This window comes from Sphingorhabdus sp. YGSMI21 (assembly GCF_002776575.1).
GTDB lineage: Bacteria > Pseudomonadota > Alphaproteobacteria > Sphingomonadales > Sphingomonadaceae > Parasphingorhabdus.
The window spans coordinates 2,461,034-2,476,795 of the sequence record NZ_CP022548.1 but is presented as its reverse complement, the minus strand read 5'-3'; the positions used below and the strand labels follow the sequence as shown (position 1 = coordinate 2,476,795).

At 60.8% G+C, this 15,762-nt stretch carries 14 protein-coding genes; all 14 read right to left on the bottom strand.

Going from position 1 to position 15,762, the window contains the following annotated elements; all coding sequences use genetic code 11:
* Positions 1-31: 31 nt before the first annotated feature.
* The 14 genes from CHN51_RS12025 to CHN51_RS11960 are packed head-to-tail and all read right to left on the bottom strand — an operon-like array spanning position 32 to position 15,634.
* On the bottom strand, positions 32-913 hold the full coding sequence (locus tag CHN51_RS12025) for an FtsQ-type POTRA domain-containing protein (protein WP_100094223.1): 882 nt from the start codon (positions 911-913) through the stop codon (positions 32-34).
* Positions 910-1,842 (bottom strand): D-alanine--D-alanine ligase, encoded by a 933-nt coding sequence (locus CHN51_RS12020; RefSeq protein ID WP_100094222.1) that lies wholly within the window; start codon positions 1,840-1,842, stop codon positions 910-912. The genes CHN51_RS12025 and CHN51_RS12020 overlap by 4 nt, the downstream gene beginning before the upstream one ends.
* A complete protein-coding gene (gene murB, locus CHN51_RS12015; protein ID WP_206169894.1) occupies positions 1,832-2,734 on the bottom strand; it encodes a UDP-N-acetylmuramate dehydrogenase in 903 nt (300 codons plus the stop codon). The genes CHN51_RS12020 and murB overlap by 11 nt, the downstream gene beginning before the upstream one ends.
* Positions 2,731-4,137, bottom strand: coding sequence for a UDP-N-acetylmuramate--L-alanine ligase (gene murC / locus CHN51_RS12010; protein ID WP_100094221.1), 1,407 nt, complete (start codon positions 4,135-4,137; stop codon positions 2,731-2,733). The genes murB and murC overlap by 4 nt, the downstream gene beginning before the upstream one ends.
* Positions 4,134-5,396: an undecaprenyldiphospho-muramoylpentapeptide beta-N-acetylglucosaminyltransferase gene (murG, locus tag CHN51_RS12005; protein WP_100094220.1), complete on the bottom strand. Its 1,263-nt coding sequence runs from the start codon at positions 5,394-5,396 to the stop codon at positions 4,134-4,136. The genes murC and murG overlap by 4 nt, the downstream gene beginning before the upstream one ends.
* A complete protein-coding gene (locus tag CHN51_RS12000; RefSeq protein WP_100094219.1) occupies positions 5,393-6,652 on the bottom strand; it encodes an FtsW/RodA/SpoVE family cell cycle protein in 1,260 nt (419 codons plus the stop codon). Before CHN51_RS12000 ends, murG begins: the two co-directional genes overlap by 4 nt.
* Positions 6,649-7,983 (bottom strand): UDP-N-acetylmuramoyl-L-alanine--D-glutamate ligase, encoded by a 1,335-nt coding sequence (murD, locus tag CHN51_RS11995; protein ID WP_100094218.1) that lies wholly within the window; start codon positions 7,981-7,983, stop codon positions 6,649-6,651. Before murD ends, CHN51_RS12000 begins: the two co-directional genes overlap by 4 nt.
* Positions 7,980-9,050 (bottom strand): phospho-N-acetylmuramoyl-pentapeptide-transferase, encoded by a 1,071-nt coding sequence (gene mraY, locus CHN51_RS11990; protein ID WP_100094217.1) that lies wholly within the window; start codon positions 9,048-9,050, stop codon positions 7,980-7,982. The genes murD and mraY overlap by 4 nt, the downstream gene beginning before the upstream one ends.
* Positions 9,050-10,447 carry a UDP-N-acetylmuramoyl-tripeptide--D-alanyl-D-alanine ligase gene (gene murF / locus CHN51_RS11985; protein ID WP_100094216.1) on the bottom strand — a complete coding sequence of 466 codons (1,398 nt, stop codon included), beginning with the start codon at positions 10,445-10,447 and terminating at the stop codon, positions 9,050-9,052. The genes mraY and murF overlap by 1 nt, the downstream gene beginning before the upstream one ends.
* Positions 10,444-11,886 (bottom strand): UDP-N-acetylmuramoyl-L-alanyl-D-glutamate--2,6-diaminopimelate ligase, encoded by a 1,443-nt coding sequence (locus tag CHN51_RS11980; protein WP_100095613.1) that lies wholly within the window; start codon positions 11,884-11,886, stop codon positions 10,444-10,446. The genes murF and CHN51_RS11980 overlap by 4 nt, the downstream gene beginning before the upstream one ends.
* On the bottom strand, positions 11,873-13,591 hold the full coding sequence (locus CHN51_RS11975) for a penicillin-binding protein 2 (RefSeq protein WP_100094215.1): 1,719 nt from the start codon (positions 13,589-13,591) through the stop codon (positions 11,873-11,875). The genes CHN51_RS11980 and CHN51_RS11975 overlap by 14 nt, the downstream gene beginning before the upstream one ends.
* On the bottom strand, positions 13,588-14,190 hold the full coding sequence (locus tag CHN51_RS11970) for a hypothetical protein (RefSeq protein WP_100094214.1): 603 nt from the start codon (positions 14,188-14,190) through the stop codon (positions 13,588-13,590). The genes CHN51_RS11975 and CHN51_RS11970 overlap by 4 nt, the downstream gene beginning before the upstream one ends.
* Entirely contained in the window at positions 14,187-15,134 is a 948-nt protein-coding gene (gene rsmH, locus CHN51_RS11965) for a 16S rRNA (cytosine(1402)-N(4))-methyltransferase RsmH (RefSeq protein ID WP_100094213.1), read from the bottom strand. The genes CHN51_RS11970 and rsmH overlap by 4 nt, the downstream gene beginning before the upstream one ends.
* Positions 15,131-15,634, bottom strand: a complete 504-nt coding sequence (locus CHN51_RS11960) for a division/cell wall cluster transcriptional repressor MraZ (protein ID WP_100094212.1) — start codon at positions 15,632-15,634, stop codon at positions 15,131-15,133. The genes rsmH and CHN51_RS11960 overlap by 4 nt, the downstream gene beginning before the upstream one ends.
* Between the last annotated feature and the right edge of the window lie 128 nt (positions 15,635-15,762).

Sequence of the window (15,762 nt, the reverse complement as noted above, 5' to 3'; positions counted from 1 at the left end):
TTCATCATCATGCATTGCGCGATCCGGACCATCAACTGTCCGGTTCGACCGCTTCTTCTTTCGGCGGCATCCGCAAATAAGCGCGCTCGGCGTCGCGCAAGTCGAAATGGACGACCCCGCGTCCGAGCAGCCGGTTGATCCCGTCCATCCGCGCGAAATTCAGCAAGGCCGCCGACGCTGTTTCCTCCCCTTCGGGCAGGGCCAGCGTCTCGCCGCTGTCAAATTCCAGATCCCAGCGCCGGTTGCCGATCCAGGTCGCGCCGGTCACCATCGGGCGCAACGCCGGCGCCACATCGAGCAACGTATCCAGCTGGGAGAATTTCAGATTGGCCTTCTTGCCGACAATCACCGGCAGGTCAGGGATTTCTTCCTTAACGATTTCTTCCAGCGGATAGCCGGTCTTGTCGATCAGCGAGAGCTTGCCCTGGTTCTGCCAGACGGCAACGGGCTCGCGTTCGACAATATCGACGATCAGCGTGTCGGGCAGCCGCCGCGAAATCCGCGCGTCCTTGATCCAGCCGTTCGACAGCAGATCCTCGCGGACCTCGTCAATATCCACCAGCAGCATCGAACGGTCTTTCTGCGCCAGCGTGATTTCATAGACTTTCAGCTCGTCAATGCGGTTGACGCCGGTCACCTCGACCCGCTTCACTTCGAAGCCGGCATTGCCGACCGCTTCCGCGACCTCGGTCTTGATCCGTTCATTGATGCCGGAATAATGGGCAACGCTATAGGCGCCCAGGATGAACACCGCCACCAGGCCCCAGGTCAGGCCCTTTTGCACCTGCTCCTCGGTCACCGGCATGGCGCGCAAAATCTTGTCGAAAACCGAAACCTGCCGGACTTTGCGTTTCGCCTGTTTGCGGGGCTTGCCCCTGGCCTGGCGATTGGTGCGTTTGCGGGTAGCTGTCATAGCGCTTCTCTCACGATTATCTCGACCAGCTCTTCATAGCTGATCCCCATCTGCTTTGCCTGTTCGGGGACCAGACTGAGCGGGGTCATGCCCGGCTGGGTATTGGTTTCCAGTACGAACAGACCGGCCGCACCCTGTTCGTCATCCCAGCGGAAATCGGTGCGCGACGTGCCCTTGCAGCCGAGAACTTGATGGGCGCGCAAGGCATAGTCGAGACATAATTTCTCGATATCGGCGGGGATTTCGGCGGGACAGACATGCTGGGTCAGGCCCTCGGTATATTTGGCAGCATAGTCATAGAAACCCTGCGCGGTTCTCAGTTCTGTCACGCAAAGCGCCTTGTCGCCCAGAACGGCGGTGGTCAGTTCGCGGCCCTTGATGAAAGGCTCGGCGAGCAGTTCGTCAAATTCCTGCCACGGCCCGTCAACGTCGCGGCCAATCGGATTGCCGTAATTGCTGTCATCGGTCACGATTGCGACGCCGACCGACGAGCCTTCGTTGACCGGTTTCAGGACATAGGGCCGCGGCAAGGGATCGGCTTCATACAGGCTGGCACTGGAAACAATCCGGCCCTTGGGCATCGGGATACCGGCGGGAACCAGCTGCTGCTTGGTCAATTCCTTGTCGATCGCGATCACCGATGTGACCATGCCGCTGTGGGTATAGGGAATCTGCATCAGGTCGAGCATGCCCTGGACGCTGCCGTCTTCACCCGGCACGCCGTGCAGCGCATTGAACACCACATCAGGCCGAAGAGCGGCCAGCACCTGTGCAACATTGCGATCCATGTCGACACGGCTCACCTGATGGCCGTTTTTCTCCAGCGCATCGGCCACACCATTGCCGCTGCTCAGCGATACTTCGCGTTCAGCAGACCAGCCGCCCATAAGCACAGCGACGTGGAGACTTTTTTCATTATTAGCAGTCATGCTTCATCCCCACCCGCTGGATTTCCCAATGCAGTTCGATGCCCGAATGGGCCTTGACCCGCCTGCGCACTTCGTCGCCGAGTGCTTCGATGTCGGCAGATGTCGCGCCACCGAGGTTCAGCAGGAAATTGCAGTGTTTTTCAGACACTTGTGCCTGCCCGATTTGCAGACCACGGCAACCGGCTTCATCGACCAGCTGCCAAGCCTTTTTGCCTTCGGGATTTTTGAAGGTGGAGCCGCCGGTCTTGGAGCGCAGTGGCTGTGAGGCTTCGCGTTCATCGCCAATACGCTTCATTTCGGCGCCGATAATCGCCGGATCGCCGACTTCACCGACCATGGTCGCGCTGACCACAATCGCGCCGTCGGGTAGCGCCGAATGGCGATAGGTATAGCCCATGTCGGCCAGCGGGATCGTCACCAGATCGCCGTTGCGCAGGATCACATCGGCGCTCTGCAATATGTCGCAGACTTCGCGGCCATAAGCGCCGGCGTTCATGCGGACAGCGCCGCCGATGGTGCCTGGTATGCCGCGCAAAAATTCCATCCCTGCAATGCCATGGTCGCGCGCCTTGCTCGCTGCGGAAATGCCGGGTGCTCCTGCGCCACAACGCAAGGTCATGCCGTCCGCTTCAATACCCGCAAAGGCCTTGCCCAGCCGGATCACCACACCGTGGATTCCGCCATCGCGAATGATCAGATTGGACCCCAGGCCAAGCGGCCAGACCGCTATCGCCGGATCGAGATTTCGCAGAAATTGCTGCAGATCGTCAATATCTTTCGGTTCGAACAGCCATTGCGCAGAGCCGCCGCTCTTGAACCAGACGAGCGGGGCCAGTGGCGCGTTTTCGGTCAGCTTGCCGCGGGTTTGGGGCATGGTGGCAATCGCGCTCATTTGCGGGCCTCGGCAATATTATCTGCGAGCGCAGCGGCCCATTTGGTGATGTCCCCTGCCCCGAGGCAGATGATCATGTCTTCAGGCTGCGCTTCCTGCGCCAGTCGCTCGGCGAGAGCCTTCTGGTCCGCAACGGTCTCGGCGAGACGATGGCCGCGTGTTTTCAGGCCGGTGACCAGTGCCTCGCTGTCAATGCCTTCGATCGGATCTTCGCCGGCGATATAGACCGGGGTCACGAACACCATATCGGCGTCGTTGAAGGCGCCCCGGAATTCTTCCATATGGTCGCGTAGCCGGGTGAAGCGGTGCGGCTGGACCACGGCGATGACGCGGCCTTGCGCGCCTTCGCGGGCTGCCGACAGCACGGCCTGTATCTCGACCGGATGATGGCCATAATCATCTATGATCGTCACGCCGTCGACTTCGCCAACCTTGGTGAAGCGCCGTTTGACGCCGCCGAATTGATCGAAGCCCTTGGCAATCTGTTCGTCGCTGATTCCCATTTCCAGCCCGACCGCCACGGCAGCAATCGCGTTCTGGACATTGTGACGGCCCGGCATCGGCAGTTCGATACCGGTGATCCGCCGGGTCTCGCCATCGCGGTCGCGGACATCGACATCGAAACGGTTGCCGCCCGGAACCGGCGTGACATTGATCCCCTTGACGTCAGCCTGGGCGGAGAAACCATAAGTGATGATCCGCCGGTCGCGGATGCGCGGCAACAGGGCCTGGACCTCGGGATGGTCGATGCACAGGATCGCTGCGCCGTAAAAGGGCACATTTTCGACAAATTCGAGAAAACTGTCTTTGATCTTGTCGAAGCTGCCATAATGGTCGAGATGCTCGGCATCAATATTGGTGACAACCGCAATCGTGCCGTCGAGCCGCAGGAAGCTGCCGTCGCTTTCGTCAGCCTCGATCACCATCCACTCGCCGGCGCCGAGCCTCGCGTTCGAGCCATATTGGTTGATGATCCCGCCATTGATGACGGTCGGGTCGATACCGCCGGCGTCGAGCATGGCGGCAACCATCGAGGTGGTGGTCGTCTTGCCATGGGTCCCGGCTATCGCAATGGTCGATTTCAGCCGCATCAGTTCGGCGAGCATTTCCGCCCGGCGCACCAACGGTATCCGGCTGGCCAGCGCCGCTTCCACTTCCGGATTGCCGCGCTTGACCGCGGTCGAGGTCACGACCACCGCAGTGCCTTCGACATTCTCCGCGCTATGGCCGATCTTTACATCAATGCCCTTGGCGCGCAGGCCTTCGACGACATAGCTCTCGGCAATATCGCTGCCCTGCACCTGATAGCCGAGATTGTGCATCACCTCGGCAATGCCCGACATGCCGATGCCGCCGATGCCGACGAAATGGATTGTTCCGATATCGGTGCCGACACCCTTCACTGCGCACTATCCTTTGCCAGCGCCTCGTTGCGCGCGGTCAGCCGCTGCGGCGTCTCTTTTTCGGTTTTCATCGTCTTGCCCAGCGGCGAAGTGCCGAAACTTTCGACCAGGTCGGCCAAGTCATTGACCGCTTCGGGACGCCCGCAGGCCTTTGCACAACGCGCCGCATTTTCGAGCGCGCCGGTGCTCAAGGCGATCTTCTGGATCTGTTTGACCATCGCCCCGCGCATCTTGTCGAGCGCCGCAGATTGCTGCAGGCGCAGCTTGTTGGTCCTGTCGTCGCTGCCGGAGTCGAAATTCCGCGTGGTAATGGCCGGCTGCCGGATCACGCGGGCACCGCCTGCGGCCACCATTTCCTTCACATTATAGGTCTGGTGATCATCCATAGCGCCGGGCAGCGGGATGAGGATCGCCGGCCGGCCGGCAGTGGTCAGTTCGGCAATGGTCGAAGCCCCTGCCCGGCCGATAACCAGATGCGCCCAGCCCAGCCGGTCCGGCAGATCGGGCAGATAGGTCGCCAGCTCTGCCGGGATATCATGTTCGGCATATTTCGCTCGCACCCGTTCGATATCGTCTTCCCGGCATTGCTGGGTGATCTGCAGACGGCGGCGCAAATGCACGGGCAGCATGGCCATGGCATCGGGCACGACATCGGAAAGAATGGAGGCACCCTGGCTGCCGCCAGTTACCAATACGCGGAAAATGCCGTCGTCGGACAGGATCGGATAGAGTTCGTCGCGCAGTGCCACCACTTCCTCACGCACCGGATTCCCGACGAGATGGACCTTTTCCTGATATTTCGGCTTGATCCGCAGGACGTCGGGATAGGCCGTGGCAATGGCATTGACCGAACGTGACGCGAGCCGGTTGACCCGGCCGAGAACCGCATTCTGTTCGTGCACGATGGTCGGAATATCCTTGCTGTTCGCGGCGAGCAGCGCGGGATAGGCGGGATAGCCGCCAAAGCCGACGACCGCGGCAGGCTGGAACGTATCGTACAGCTGCATCGCCATCCGGCGCCCTTTCAGGATGGCGCGGGTACCGCCGATCCAGCTGCGCGGGTCCTTGGTAATCCGGCCGGCGGGCAGCACATGCACCTGCGCCTCTTCGATCATGCCGGGTATTTTCGCGCCGCGTTCATCGGTTATCATCGCGACCCGGTGACCGCGCAGAACCAGCTCCTTGGCCAGCGCATAGGCCGGGATCATGTGACCGCCGGTACCGCCGGCCGCCAGAACATAATGTTTCGAAAAACTCATACCGCTATCCGTCCTTGCTCGGGCCAGGCCGAGACATATTGTGAACGGTCAAGATACGGGTTTCGGCGGGTAAATGCGAGCAAAAGTCCGATCCCGATGCACAGCGCTATTATCGATGATCCGCCATAGCTGATGAACGGCAGAGTCATGCCCTTCGACGGGAATAGCTGCAGGTTTACCGCCATGTTCACCAGCGCCTGTCCGCCAAACTGGGCGGTCAGGCCGGTTACCGCGAGAATGATGAAATTATCCTCTTCATCCAGCAACCGCAGGAACACCCGCACGATGATCGCGAGATAGACGAGCGCGATCGCCATGCAGGCGAGCAGACCGAATTCCTCGCCGATCACGGAGAAAATATAGTCGGTATGCGCTTCCGGCAGCTTGAATTTGGCGCTGCCCAGACCGGGTCCGGTGCCGAGCAAACCACCGCCGGTGAGCGCCTTGTGGGCAAACATCACCTGGTCAAATTCGCCGCCGCCGAACAGCCAGGCGTTGATCCGCTGGGTTGCGACAGGATAGAGAAAATAAGCCCCGACCAGCCCGCCGACACCGGCGACACCAATGCCGGCGATCAGGCGGGCAGACAGGCCGGACACGGTCATCACCGCGAACCAGATGCCGCAGATCAGGATGGTCTCGCCCAGATTGGGCTGCATCATCATCAGGATGGCGATGATAGCCGTCAGGATCACGGACAGCGAAATCACCGGCAGGGCCGGATCCTTGATCCGCAGAGACAGCAGCCAGGCCAGCGAAACCGCATAAAGCGGCTTGAGAAATTCGCCGGGCTGGATAGTCGCGAAACCGTAGCCGATCCAGCGCTGGGCACCGTTGACCGATTTCCCGAACACCGGAACCAGAAACAGCAAGATGAAGGCAGCGAGCGCCGCGAGAATGGCAAAGCGCCGCGCCTGCTCCTTCGGCAGCATCGAAACGACCAGCATCACCGGAACACCGACCACCACCCAGCCGAGCTGCCGGTAGAAATAATAGAGCGGCTCGATCGTGACCGCTGCAGTGCTCTGCTTCAGCGCGGTAACCGGAGAGGCAGCGGCAACCGCGATCAGGCCAATGGCGATCAGGGTGAGGATCAGGCCGAGCAGCACCCGGTCGAGTTCCCAGAACCAGATCGCGAGCGGCGAACGATCGCTGCGCCCGAACCGCGATTGCAGCTGGAAGCGCTTCTTCTTGAGTGCCCCGGAAATTTCGGGAAGCGGTTGAACAGGTCCTGTCGCTGGTTCCGATGCGCTCATTTCCTTATCTCCCCGCTCGCGGATCCGATCAGATTTTTCTCGATCACCGAATTGACGGCGCTGCGGAAACAATTGCCGCGCGCTTCAAAATCCCGGAACTGGTCGAACGAGGCACAGGCTGGCGACAGCAGCACCACTTCACCAGGCTGTGCATTGGCAGCGGCGCGTTGCACGGCGGTGAGGATCATTTCACAGGATTCAACCGGCATATGTCCGGTCAGCAATTTTTCAAACAGGGGGCCGGCTTCGCCTATCGTATAGGCCCTGACGACATTTCCGTAGAAAGGCTCGCATTCGGTCAGCCTGTCGCTTTTCGGCAGACCGCCGAGAATCCAGTGGATTTTCGGATAAGCACCCAGCGCCGGGCCGGTTGAAGCGGGATTGGTTGCCTTGCTGTCGTTGACGAACAGCACACCATTGGCTTCGACAATGCGTTCCATCCGGTGCGGCAGTCCGTTGAAGGCGGCGAGCGCCGGACGCCATTGCTCTTCGTCAATGCCGAGAGCCTCGACCGTGGCGATCGCTGCAATCGCGTTCTGGAGATTGTGCGGACCTTGCAGCGAAGGCCAGTCCGGCTGTCCGGCCAGTTCGATGCCGCTGGTGTCGAAGATATTCTTCACCCGGCCAAGATCGCGCAGACCGTGCAAGGCCAGCTGCGTCTTTTCGTCATCGCTGGCAAAGATCGCGGCGTGATCGGATCCCAGCATGTCGAACAGCCGCGCTTTGGCAGCGGCATAAGCATCAAATCCGTCATAACGGTCAAGATGGTCCGGACTGATGTTGAGCAGCAGCGCGACATCGCAGTCGAGACTGTTGGTCAGGTCGATCTGGTAGCTCGACAGCTCCAATACATAGACACCGCCTTCGGGCAGCGGATCCTGCGACAGGATCGGAGCCCCGATATTGCCGCCCATTACCGACGGCAGGCCGGCATATTGCAGTATATGGTGGACCAGAGCGGTGGTTGTCGACTTGCCGTTGGTGCCGGTGATGCCGACGACGCGATGGGCGGGCAGCGCCGCCCGGGCCTGGGCGAACAATTCGATATCGCCGATAATCGGAACACCGTCAGCTTTTGCCTTTTGCGCGATCGGATGGCTGTTGAGCGGGACGCCCGGCGACACGACGATCGCATCATAGCCGGTCAGGTCGCTTTCCAGCGGATCGGCGATCAGCGCCTTGTCGGCAACGCTGTCGCGCAATTCTTCACGATTGTCCCAGGCGAGCAGTTCGGCGCCGCTCGCGTGCAGGCTTTCCAGCACCGCCATGCCGGACCGGGCCAGTCCGAGGATGGCATAGCGCTTTCCGGCAAAGACGGGAGAGATTATCATCTGAGTTTCAACGTCGCCAATCCGGCAAGCGCGAGCACCAGGCTGATGATCCAGAAGCGGATCACGATGGTGGATTCGGACCAGCCAAGCTGTTCGAAATGGTGATGGATTGGCGCCATGCGAAACACGCGGCGACCGGTGCGCTTGAAGAAGAAGACCTGGACGATCACCGACACGGCTTCGAGCACGAACAGACCGCCGACCAGCGCCAGCACGATTTCATGGTGGATGGAAACAGCAATCGCGCCGAGCGCCCCCCCGAGCGCGAGGCTACCGGTATCGCCCATGAAAACAGCGGCCGGCGGCGCGTTGAACCACAGAAACGCAAGGCAGGCGCCAATCACGCAGGCACAGAAAATCGCCAACTCGCCGGCTCCGCGGACGAAGGGAATGCCAAGATATTCGGAGAAAACCGCATTGCCGGACAGATAGACGAGCACCAGGAAAGTGGCGCTGGCGATGACCACCGGCATGGTGGCAAGACCGTCGAGACCGTCGGTCAGATTGACCGCGTTACCGGCGCCGACAATCACGAACATCGCGAAGGGGATATAGAAATAGCCTAGGTCTATCTGCACATCGTTGAAGAAGGGCACGTAGAGGCTGGTACCGATCTGCTGGACGATCAGCCAGGTTGCAAAACCGGCGACCGCGAATTCCAGCAGCAGCCGGACCCGGCCCGGAACGCCCTTGTGGCTGGCTTTGCGGACCTTGTCATAATCGTCCATGAAGCCGATAGCGCCAAAACCCAAGGTCACGAAAATACAGGCCCAGACGAACATGTTGCTGAGGTCCATCCACAGCAGCAGCGAGGTCACCACCGAAATCAGGATCATCAGGCCGCCCATGGTCGGCGTTCCCGCCTTCTTGAGATGGGTGATCGGCCCGTCTTCGCGGATCGGCTGGCCCTTGCCCTGCCGCATGCGCAGCATGTTGATGAACTTTGGCCCGATCAGGAGGCCGATGAACAGCGATGTCGATATGGCCGCACCCGAGCGAAAGCTCAGATAGCGGAAGACGTTGAAAATACCTTCGAACTCAAGCCATTGGGCCAGCAAATAAAACATCAATACTCCCCGCTCACCAGCGCGGAAACCGCGGAGGAAAGTCCCAGATAATTTGAACCCTTGACCAGAAGGATATCCCCGTCGCTGAGCAATTTTGCGACCTCGGCCAGCGCGTCCGAAGCACTTGCCGCATGTGACATTTTCACGTCCCGATCAAGGCCCTGTTCGAGTTTCGCGGCAGTATGTGCCATATCCTCGCCGACCAATATGATGGCTTTGGCTCCGGTCAGCAGAATATCGTCGGCCAGAGCCGTGTGATAGCGGGCCGATTGCTCGCCCAGCTCGCCCATCGCGCCCAATATGAGGATTTTCTGGCCGGTGCAGGGCTCGCCGGTAAAATGTTGTAAGGTCGCTTTCATCGATGCCGGATTGGCATTGTAGCTCTCGTCGATAACTGTCGCTGTGCCACCGGACTTGAGCGAGACGAGATGCCGCCGGCCACGACCGTCGATGCCGCTCATTTCGGCGAGCGCCAGACCGGCGGTGGCGAGATCGCCGCCGACCGCGCGCACCGCTGCGAGAATGGCCAGGGAATTGGATACCCAGTGCCGCCCCGCTTCGGCGATGGTGAAGCAGAGACTTTGCTCGCCCAGTTTCGCCGTGACCAGCGAGCCGCCACGGGGGGCGGGCACCATATCGATCGCGCGGACGTCGGCGCCGGCCTCAAAGCCGAAGGAAATCACATGTTCCGCGTGACGTTCCGCCTTTTTCCGCAGCCGCGCACAATGCGGGCTGTCATGCGGGATGATCGCAGTGCCGCCGGGCATCAGGCCCTCGAATATCTCGGCCTTGGCATCAACGATGCCGGCTTCACCATTGGAAAAATTGCCGATATGGGCCGGCGCGATGGCGGTAATGATTGCAGCATGCGGCCGTACCAGACGGGTGAGCGCAGACAGTTCGTGGGCGTGGTTCATACCCATTTCGAAAATGCCATATTTGGTATCTTCCGGCATCCGCGACAGGCTGAGCGGGACGCCGACATGATTATTGTAGCTTTTGACCGATCGGTGCGCCTTTCCGAAGGAACAGCGGTCAAGCGCGGCAAATAGAGCCTCCTTGGTGCCGGTCTTTCCGACCGATCCGGTCACCCCGATGATTTTTGCGGAGGTACGGGCTCGTGACGCAATGGCCAGCGCATCGAGCGCTTTAACGGTGTCGGATACCAAAACATGCGGACCGTCGACCGGCTCGCTGACAATGGCGCCGGCCGCTCCAGAGGCGAAAGCCTGGTCGACGTGCAGATGACCGTCGCTATGCTCTCCCTTGAGCGCCACGAACAGATCGCCCGGCCCGATTTCACGTGAATCAAAAGCAACGCCGCTCACCGAAAAATCGGTGCTTGGCTTGCCGCCCGTGGCCTCCGCTATCGCGGCGGATGTCCATAATACAGTCATAATGGCTGCGCTCCGGCACATTCTCTCGCAACTTCGACATCGTCAAAGGGAATGACCCGGTCGCCGACAATCTGGCCCTGTTCATGACCTTTTCCGGCGAGCAATATGATGTCCTGCGGGCCGGCCAGCTCGATCGCCCTGGCAATGGCCGCGCGCCGGTCGGCCACTTGCTCGGCACCGGATGCTCCGGCCATGATTTCGGCACGGATGGTGGCGGGATCTTCGCTGCGCGGATTGTCGTCGGTGACAATGACATGATCGGAATTGTCAACGGCTATCTTCCCCATTTCCGGACGCTTGCCCTTGTCGCGGTCGCCACCAGCGCCAAAAATCGTGATCAGCTTTCCCGTTACATGCGGCCGTAGCGCTTCGATCGCAGCTCGCAGGGCATCGGGGGTATGAGCATAATCGACATAGACCGGTGCACCGGCCCGGGTGATGACCGCGCGCTCCATCCGGCCGCGTACCGGCTGGACCCGCTGCATATGATCGAAGATATTTTCAAGCTTGCCGCCGGTGGCCAGCACAATGGCCGCGGCGCACAGAATATTGGCCGCCTGATAGGCGCCGATCAGCGGCAGCGAGATTCGGTGGGTGTTGCCCTGCGCCTTGACCATCAGCACCTGACCCAGATGGGTTGGCGTCTGCGAGACCAGCCTCAGCGTTTCGCCCTTTTCTCCAACGGTGAACAATTCAAGCCCGCGATCCTTCGCGCGCTCGATCGCCTTGCCCGACCAGGGCTCGTCATCGGCCCAGATGACAGCGGTCCCGTCGCTTTCCACGACTTCGTCGAACAGCCGCATCTTGGCTTCGAAATAGCTGTCCATATCGCCGTGATAGTCGAGATGGTCGCGGCTCAGATTGGTGAAGGCGGCGACATTGACCGGCAATCCCTCGGTGCGATATTGCGACAGGCCGTGGCTCGACGCTTCAAAAATCGCATGACTAACCCCTTCGCGCGCCAGACCGGACATGTTGGAAAGAAAGGTGACAATGTCCGGAGTGGTCAGTCCGGTCTTGACCTGGTCATCGGCGGTGGTGACGCCGAGCGTCCCGATCGAGGCGCTGTTGAAACCGTCCATCCGCCACAATTGCCGCGTCAGTTCCGCGGTCGATGTCTTGCCGTTGGTCCCGGTTACTGCCGCCACATGGGCAGGCGTCGGCGTGTAATAACGCGCCGCCAGCCGGGCGAACAATCGCCGCGGCTCTTCGTCAGCGACATGAACCGCGCCCTCGACCATGGCTTCGGGAAGCGCGACCACGGCGATGGCGCCGGCGGCAATCGCAGCGTCGACAAATTCCTCGCCGTTGAACCTGGCGCCCCTGAACGCACCGAATATATTGCCGGGCGCAATCTTGCGATGATCGATGGCAAAGCCTGTGACCGCCTGCTCGCCGGCCTCGCCTTCCACTCCGGGTACCAGATTATTCAATCGCATCATTTGGCTCTTTGGCTGTGGTTTTGGGCTTCCAGAGGAGCGGCGTCAATTCGGATACGTCGACATCGCGATGCTCGTCGGGGATCACGCCGAGCATCGGTCCGACCCGCGACACGACTTTCTGGACGATCGGTGCCGCCGTCCAGCCGGCGGTGCGCTGGAAAGAGGTCTCGGCGGTGCCCTTCGGTTCGTCGAGCATGGCGATGACGACGTAGCGCGGGTTGTCCATCGGAAAAGCAGCGGCAAATGTCGAGACCAGCGAGGTCTTGTTATAGCCGCCTTCGGAAGGCTTCTCCGCCGATCCGGTCTTTCCGCCAATCCGGTAACCCGGCGCATCGGCCTTGCGGCCCGTGCCGTCGGAGACAATCATCCGCAGCAATTGCCGCATACGGGCGCTGGTCGCGGCCTTGAACACACGGCGGCCCTTCGCTTCCTCGCCCGGTTCCACTTTCAGCAAAGTCGCCGGACGCCAGATGCCGCCGTTGACCATCGCCGCATAGGCGCTGGCGAGATGCAGCGGAGTGACGGCGATGCCATGACCATAAGCGACGGTCATGTTGGTGACCCGGCCCCAGTTGCGCGGCCACAGCGGGTGGCCCCTTTCGAACAGCTCGATATGCGGCCGTTCGTCGAAACCGAGCCGGCGGAACATATTTTCCATCGCCTCCTGCCCCAGATTATCGGCGATCCGTGCAGTGACGATATTGGAACTGTGCACCAGCGTTTCAGGCACGTTCAGATAGCGTCCCTGGCTATGGTCGTCCTTGATCGTGAAGCCGCCGACCTTGATCGGCTCCATCGCATTATAGCGCACCGCCAGGTCCGTCACCGTGCCCGCGTCGAGCGCGGCGGCGATCGTCAGCGGCTTGAAGGTTGAACCGAGTTCAAAAACGCTCTGGGTCACTTCATTGTTCTGATGCTTCATCGACGCCCGGCGGATCTTGTTCGGATCGAACAATGGCAGCGAAGCCAGCGCCATGACTTCACCGGTCTGGACATCGAGAATAATCCCTGCAGCGCCGCGCGCCTCGGTCATGATCATGGCGTCCTGAAGTTCGCTTTCAAGCGCCGCCTGGGCCCGGCTGTCAATCGACAGGGTCGATGGTGTGCCGCGCAGTTTCTCGTCGAGAAGACGGTCGTTGAGCGCTCGCTCCATGCCCATCACGCCCTTGCCGTCGGCGTCGACATAACCCAGCACATGCGCCGCCAGCTCCCGCTGCGGATAGAGCCGTTCGTCCTCGCGGGGAAATTCGATACCGATTTCACCGAGCGCATGGATCTGCTTGACCTCTTCGGGCAGCGCCCGGCGGCGAAGATAGGTCGGATGGGGACCGTTCAGCTTGTCGAGAAAATAGGCGGCGCTGGTGTCAGGGAAAATTGTTGCCAGCTGCCGTGCCAGCACCTCCTTGTCGCCCAGCACCCGTGCCGGAACAACGCGCACGGCATAGCCCAGAATTGTCCGGGCCAGCGGCACGCCGTTGCGATCGACAATATCGCCGCGCGGCGGTACGAACGCACTGCTCGATGCGCGATTGGGAATAGCGTCTTCCAGGATCGTGAGGCTGATCAGCCGCCCGATGATGATCGTGAAGGCCGCGAGGAATACCAGCAACAGGACCATCAGCCGGAAATGCGCATTCGCGGTTATTTCCTTGGCCTTTCCCGAAAACTGCACCTTCTTGCTGTTGGCCAGAAGTGTAGTCATTCGGCCATGCTTTCGATTTTCTCGGCAATGGCCTTGCGCCCGAGATCGCGTACCAGTCCGTCATCGAGCAGTTTTTCCTCGATATGCGCCACGCGGGTGGTGCGGGCCTGCGCGCCGCCTGCAGCCTTGCCCTGGGCGGCATCCGAAACATTCCGCACGAGATTTGCCTGGCTGCCGATCGCGCTGCCGTCGGCATTCCGGTCCTGGGCCCGGGCGGTGCCGAAGACCGAGCCGATTATGCCGGCCGGCCGGACGCCTTCCATGGAACTGATCACGGCAACCTGCACCGGCTTGCGCAGATCCTTGCCGCCGAGATTGGCCAGCGCTCTCTCGCCATCAAGATATTGCGAGGCCTGCGGCGAGGCATAGCCGAACTCAAGCTTGTTCCAGTCCTCCAGCTGGCGCAGATTGGCGCGCGCGCTGAATTCCGTTTCCAGATAGCGAATGTCTTTCTTGATCTCGACGATCTTTTGATCGGTGCGCGCGAGATCGCTGCGCAGGGTCGCGACGCTGAGCGAGAGCGGATAAAGCAGAATCGCCACCAGAAAAACCAGGGCGAGCCATCCCATGCCTTCGAGGCGCTTGATCGCCAGCTTCACAGTCCGCCACCATCGCCGGCGGGCGCATCTGTTCGCACCGCAGATCTCAGGGTGGCGGAGCGGGCCCGGGGATTAAGAGCCTGCTCCGCCCCGGCCGGACGCACCGCTTTGGCTGGTTTATGAAAGGTGGGTGCCGGCCGTGTCTCGTTAACCTGGGGTAGATGGCGGGAACCGGCGGACTTCTGTCCGCTGCGATCCCGCAGGAAATTCTTGACGATGCGATCTTCCAGGCTGTGAAATGTTACAACCGCCAGACGGCCACCGGGCTGCAGCAATTTTTCCGCTGCGGCCAGACCGTCTTCGAGCTCGCCCAGTTCGCGATTGATGTGGATGCGGATCGCCTGAAAGGTCCGGGTCGCCGGGTCCTTCTTGTCCCCGGCGCGATAGCCCAGAGCCTTGCGGACGACTTTCGCGAGTTCGGACGTGCGGGTCAGCGGCCGCGCTTCAACAATCGCCTTGGCGATCCGCCGCGACCGGCGTTCCTCGCCATAACGGTAAATAACGTCGGCAATCATTTCCTCATCGGCTTCGTTGAGGAAATCGGCCGCGCTCTCGCCGTCGCGGGCCATGCGCATATCGAGCGGGCCGTCCTTCTGAAAGGAAAAGCCGCGCTCGGCCTGGTCGAGCTGCATCGAGGAAACGCCGATATCCAGCGTGACACCGTCAATCTCGTCACCGACCAGTATTTCGGCCATTTCTGAATAGCGGGCGTGGTGAAGAGTCAGCTTGCCCTTGGCATCGTCGACCATTTTCTGACCGGTGGCTATCGCATCGGGATCCTGGTCAAAGGCATGCACATGCGCGCCAGCTTCCAGCATCGCGGTGCTGTAGCCGCCCGCACCGAAAGTGCCGTCGACATGCGTTTCACCCGGGGTGATGGCGAGCGCGTCGATCACTTCATCGATCAGGACAGGGACGTGGCGAGCAGCGGTAGCGGGGGTCATTTCTGCTTCCCTCCGCTTTTCTCGCCGGCTTCCTTCAGATGATATTCGACCAGACGGCGATCGACCGGCACATCGTCGGTGGTGTCGAGCAGGGTCTGCGGGTTCCACAGACAGAAAGTCGTGCCAATGCCGTGGAACAGGACATTACCATCAAGATTGCCGATATCGCGCAATTGCGGTGGCAAGATGAAGCGGCCGCTGGCGTCAAAGCTCAGGTCCTGCAGCGAGGAGAATTTCCGGGCACCGGCCGCGTCCTTGTCAAAGCTTTCGCCGCGCGCGATCGCCGCTTCCCACTGCTTGTCGATTTCGGCGAGCATGTCGGCCTTGCGGCTGAGGCCGAAGCCGACGAGGCAATCCCATTTCTCGTGGGTGCCGAGGCAGAGGGTCCGGCCGTCGCTGCTTTCCACCAGATTTTTGCGCAGAAATGCGGGGACCGAAAGACGACCCTTGTCGTCTATCGCCGATATTGCAGAGCCTGAATATGCATATGCAACTGACACCGTGGAAATCCCTTATCCGAACCGGGGCCAATGCTCTTCCCGCTCCAGAAGTGCGTTTTCCAGCGCCTTTCCGAAAAGTAGAATCCGGACAGGAAGAATACCCCGATAACAAATAATTGCTAACAGGG

What these genes read in the sequence shown, in the direction of transcription:
- CHN51_RS12025 (WP_100094223.1), bottom strand. Translation starts at nt 913, where the DNA reads ATGACAGCTACCCGCAAACGCACCAATCGCCAGGCCAGGGGCAAGCCC.
- CHN51_RS12020 (WP_100094222.1), bottom strand. Translation starts at nt 1,842, where the DNA reads ATGACTGCTAATAATGAAAAAAGTCTCCACGTCGCTGTGCTTATGGGC.
- murB (WP_206169894.1), bottom strand. Translation starts at nt 2,734, where the DNA reads ATGAGCGCGATTGCCACCATGCCCCAAACCCGCGGCAAGCTGACCGAA.
- murG (WP_100094220.1), bottom strand. Translation starts at nt 5,396, where the DNA reads ATGAGTTTTTCGAAACATTATGTTCTGGCGGCCGGCGGTACCGGCGGT.
- CHN51_RS12000 (WP_100094219.1), bottom strand. Translation starts at nt 6,652, where the DNA reads ATGAGCGCATCGGAACCAGCGACAGGACCTGTTCAACCGCTTCCCGAA.
- murD (WP_100094218.1), bottom strand. Translation starts at nt 7,983, where the DNA reads ATGATAATCTCTCCCGTCTTTGCCGGAAAGCGCTATGCCATCCTCGGA.
- mraY (WP_100094217.1), bottom strand. Translation starts at nt 9,050, where the DNA reads ATGTTTTATTTGCTGGCCCAATGGCTTGAGTTCGAAGGTATTTTCAAC.
- murF (WP_100094216.1), bottom strand. Translation starts at nt 10,447, where the DNA reads ATGACTGTATTATGGACATCCGCCGCGATAGCGGAGGCCACGGGCGGC.
- CHN51_RS11980 (WP_100095613.1), bottom strand. Translation starts at nt 11,886, where the DNA reads ATGCGATTGAATAATCTGGTACCCGGAGTGGAAGGCGAGGCCGGCGAG.
- CHN51_RS11975 (WP_100094215.1), bottom strand. Translation starts at nt 13,591, where the DNA reads ATGACTACACTTCTGGCCAACAGCAAGAAGGTGCAGTTTTCGGGAAAG.
- rsmH (WP_100094213.1), bottom strand. Translation starts at nt 15,134, where the DNA reads ATGACCCCCGCTACCGCTGCTCGCCACGTCCCTGTCCTGATCGATGAA.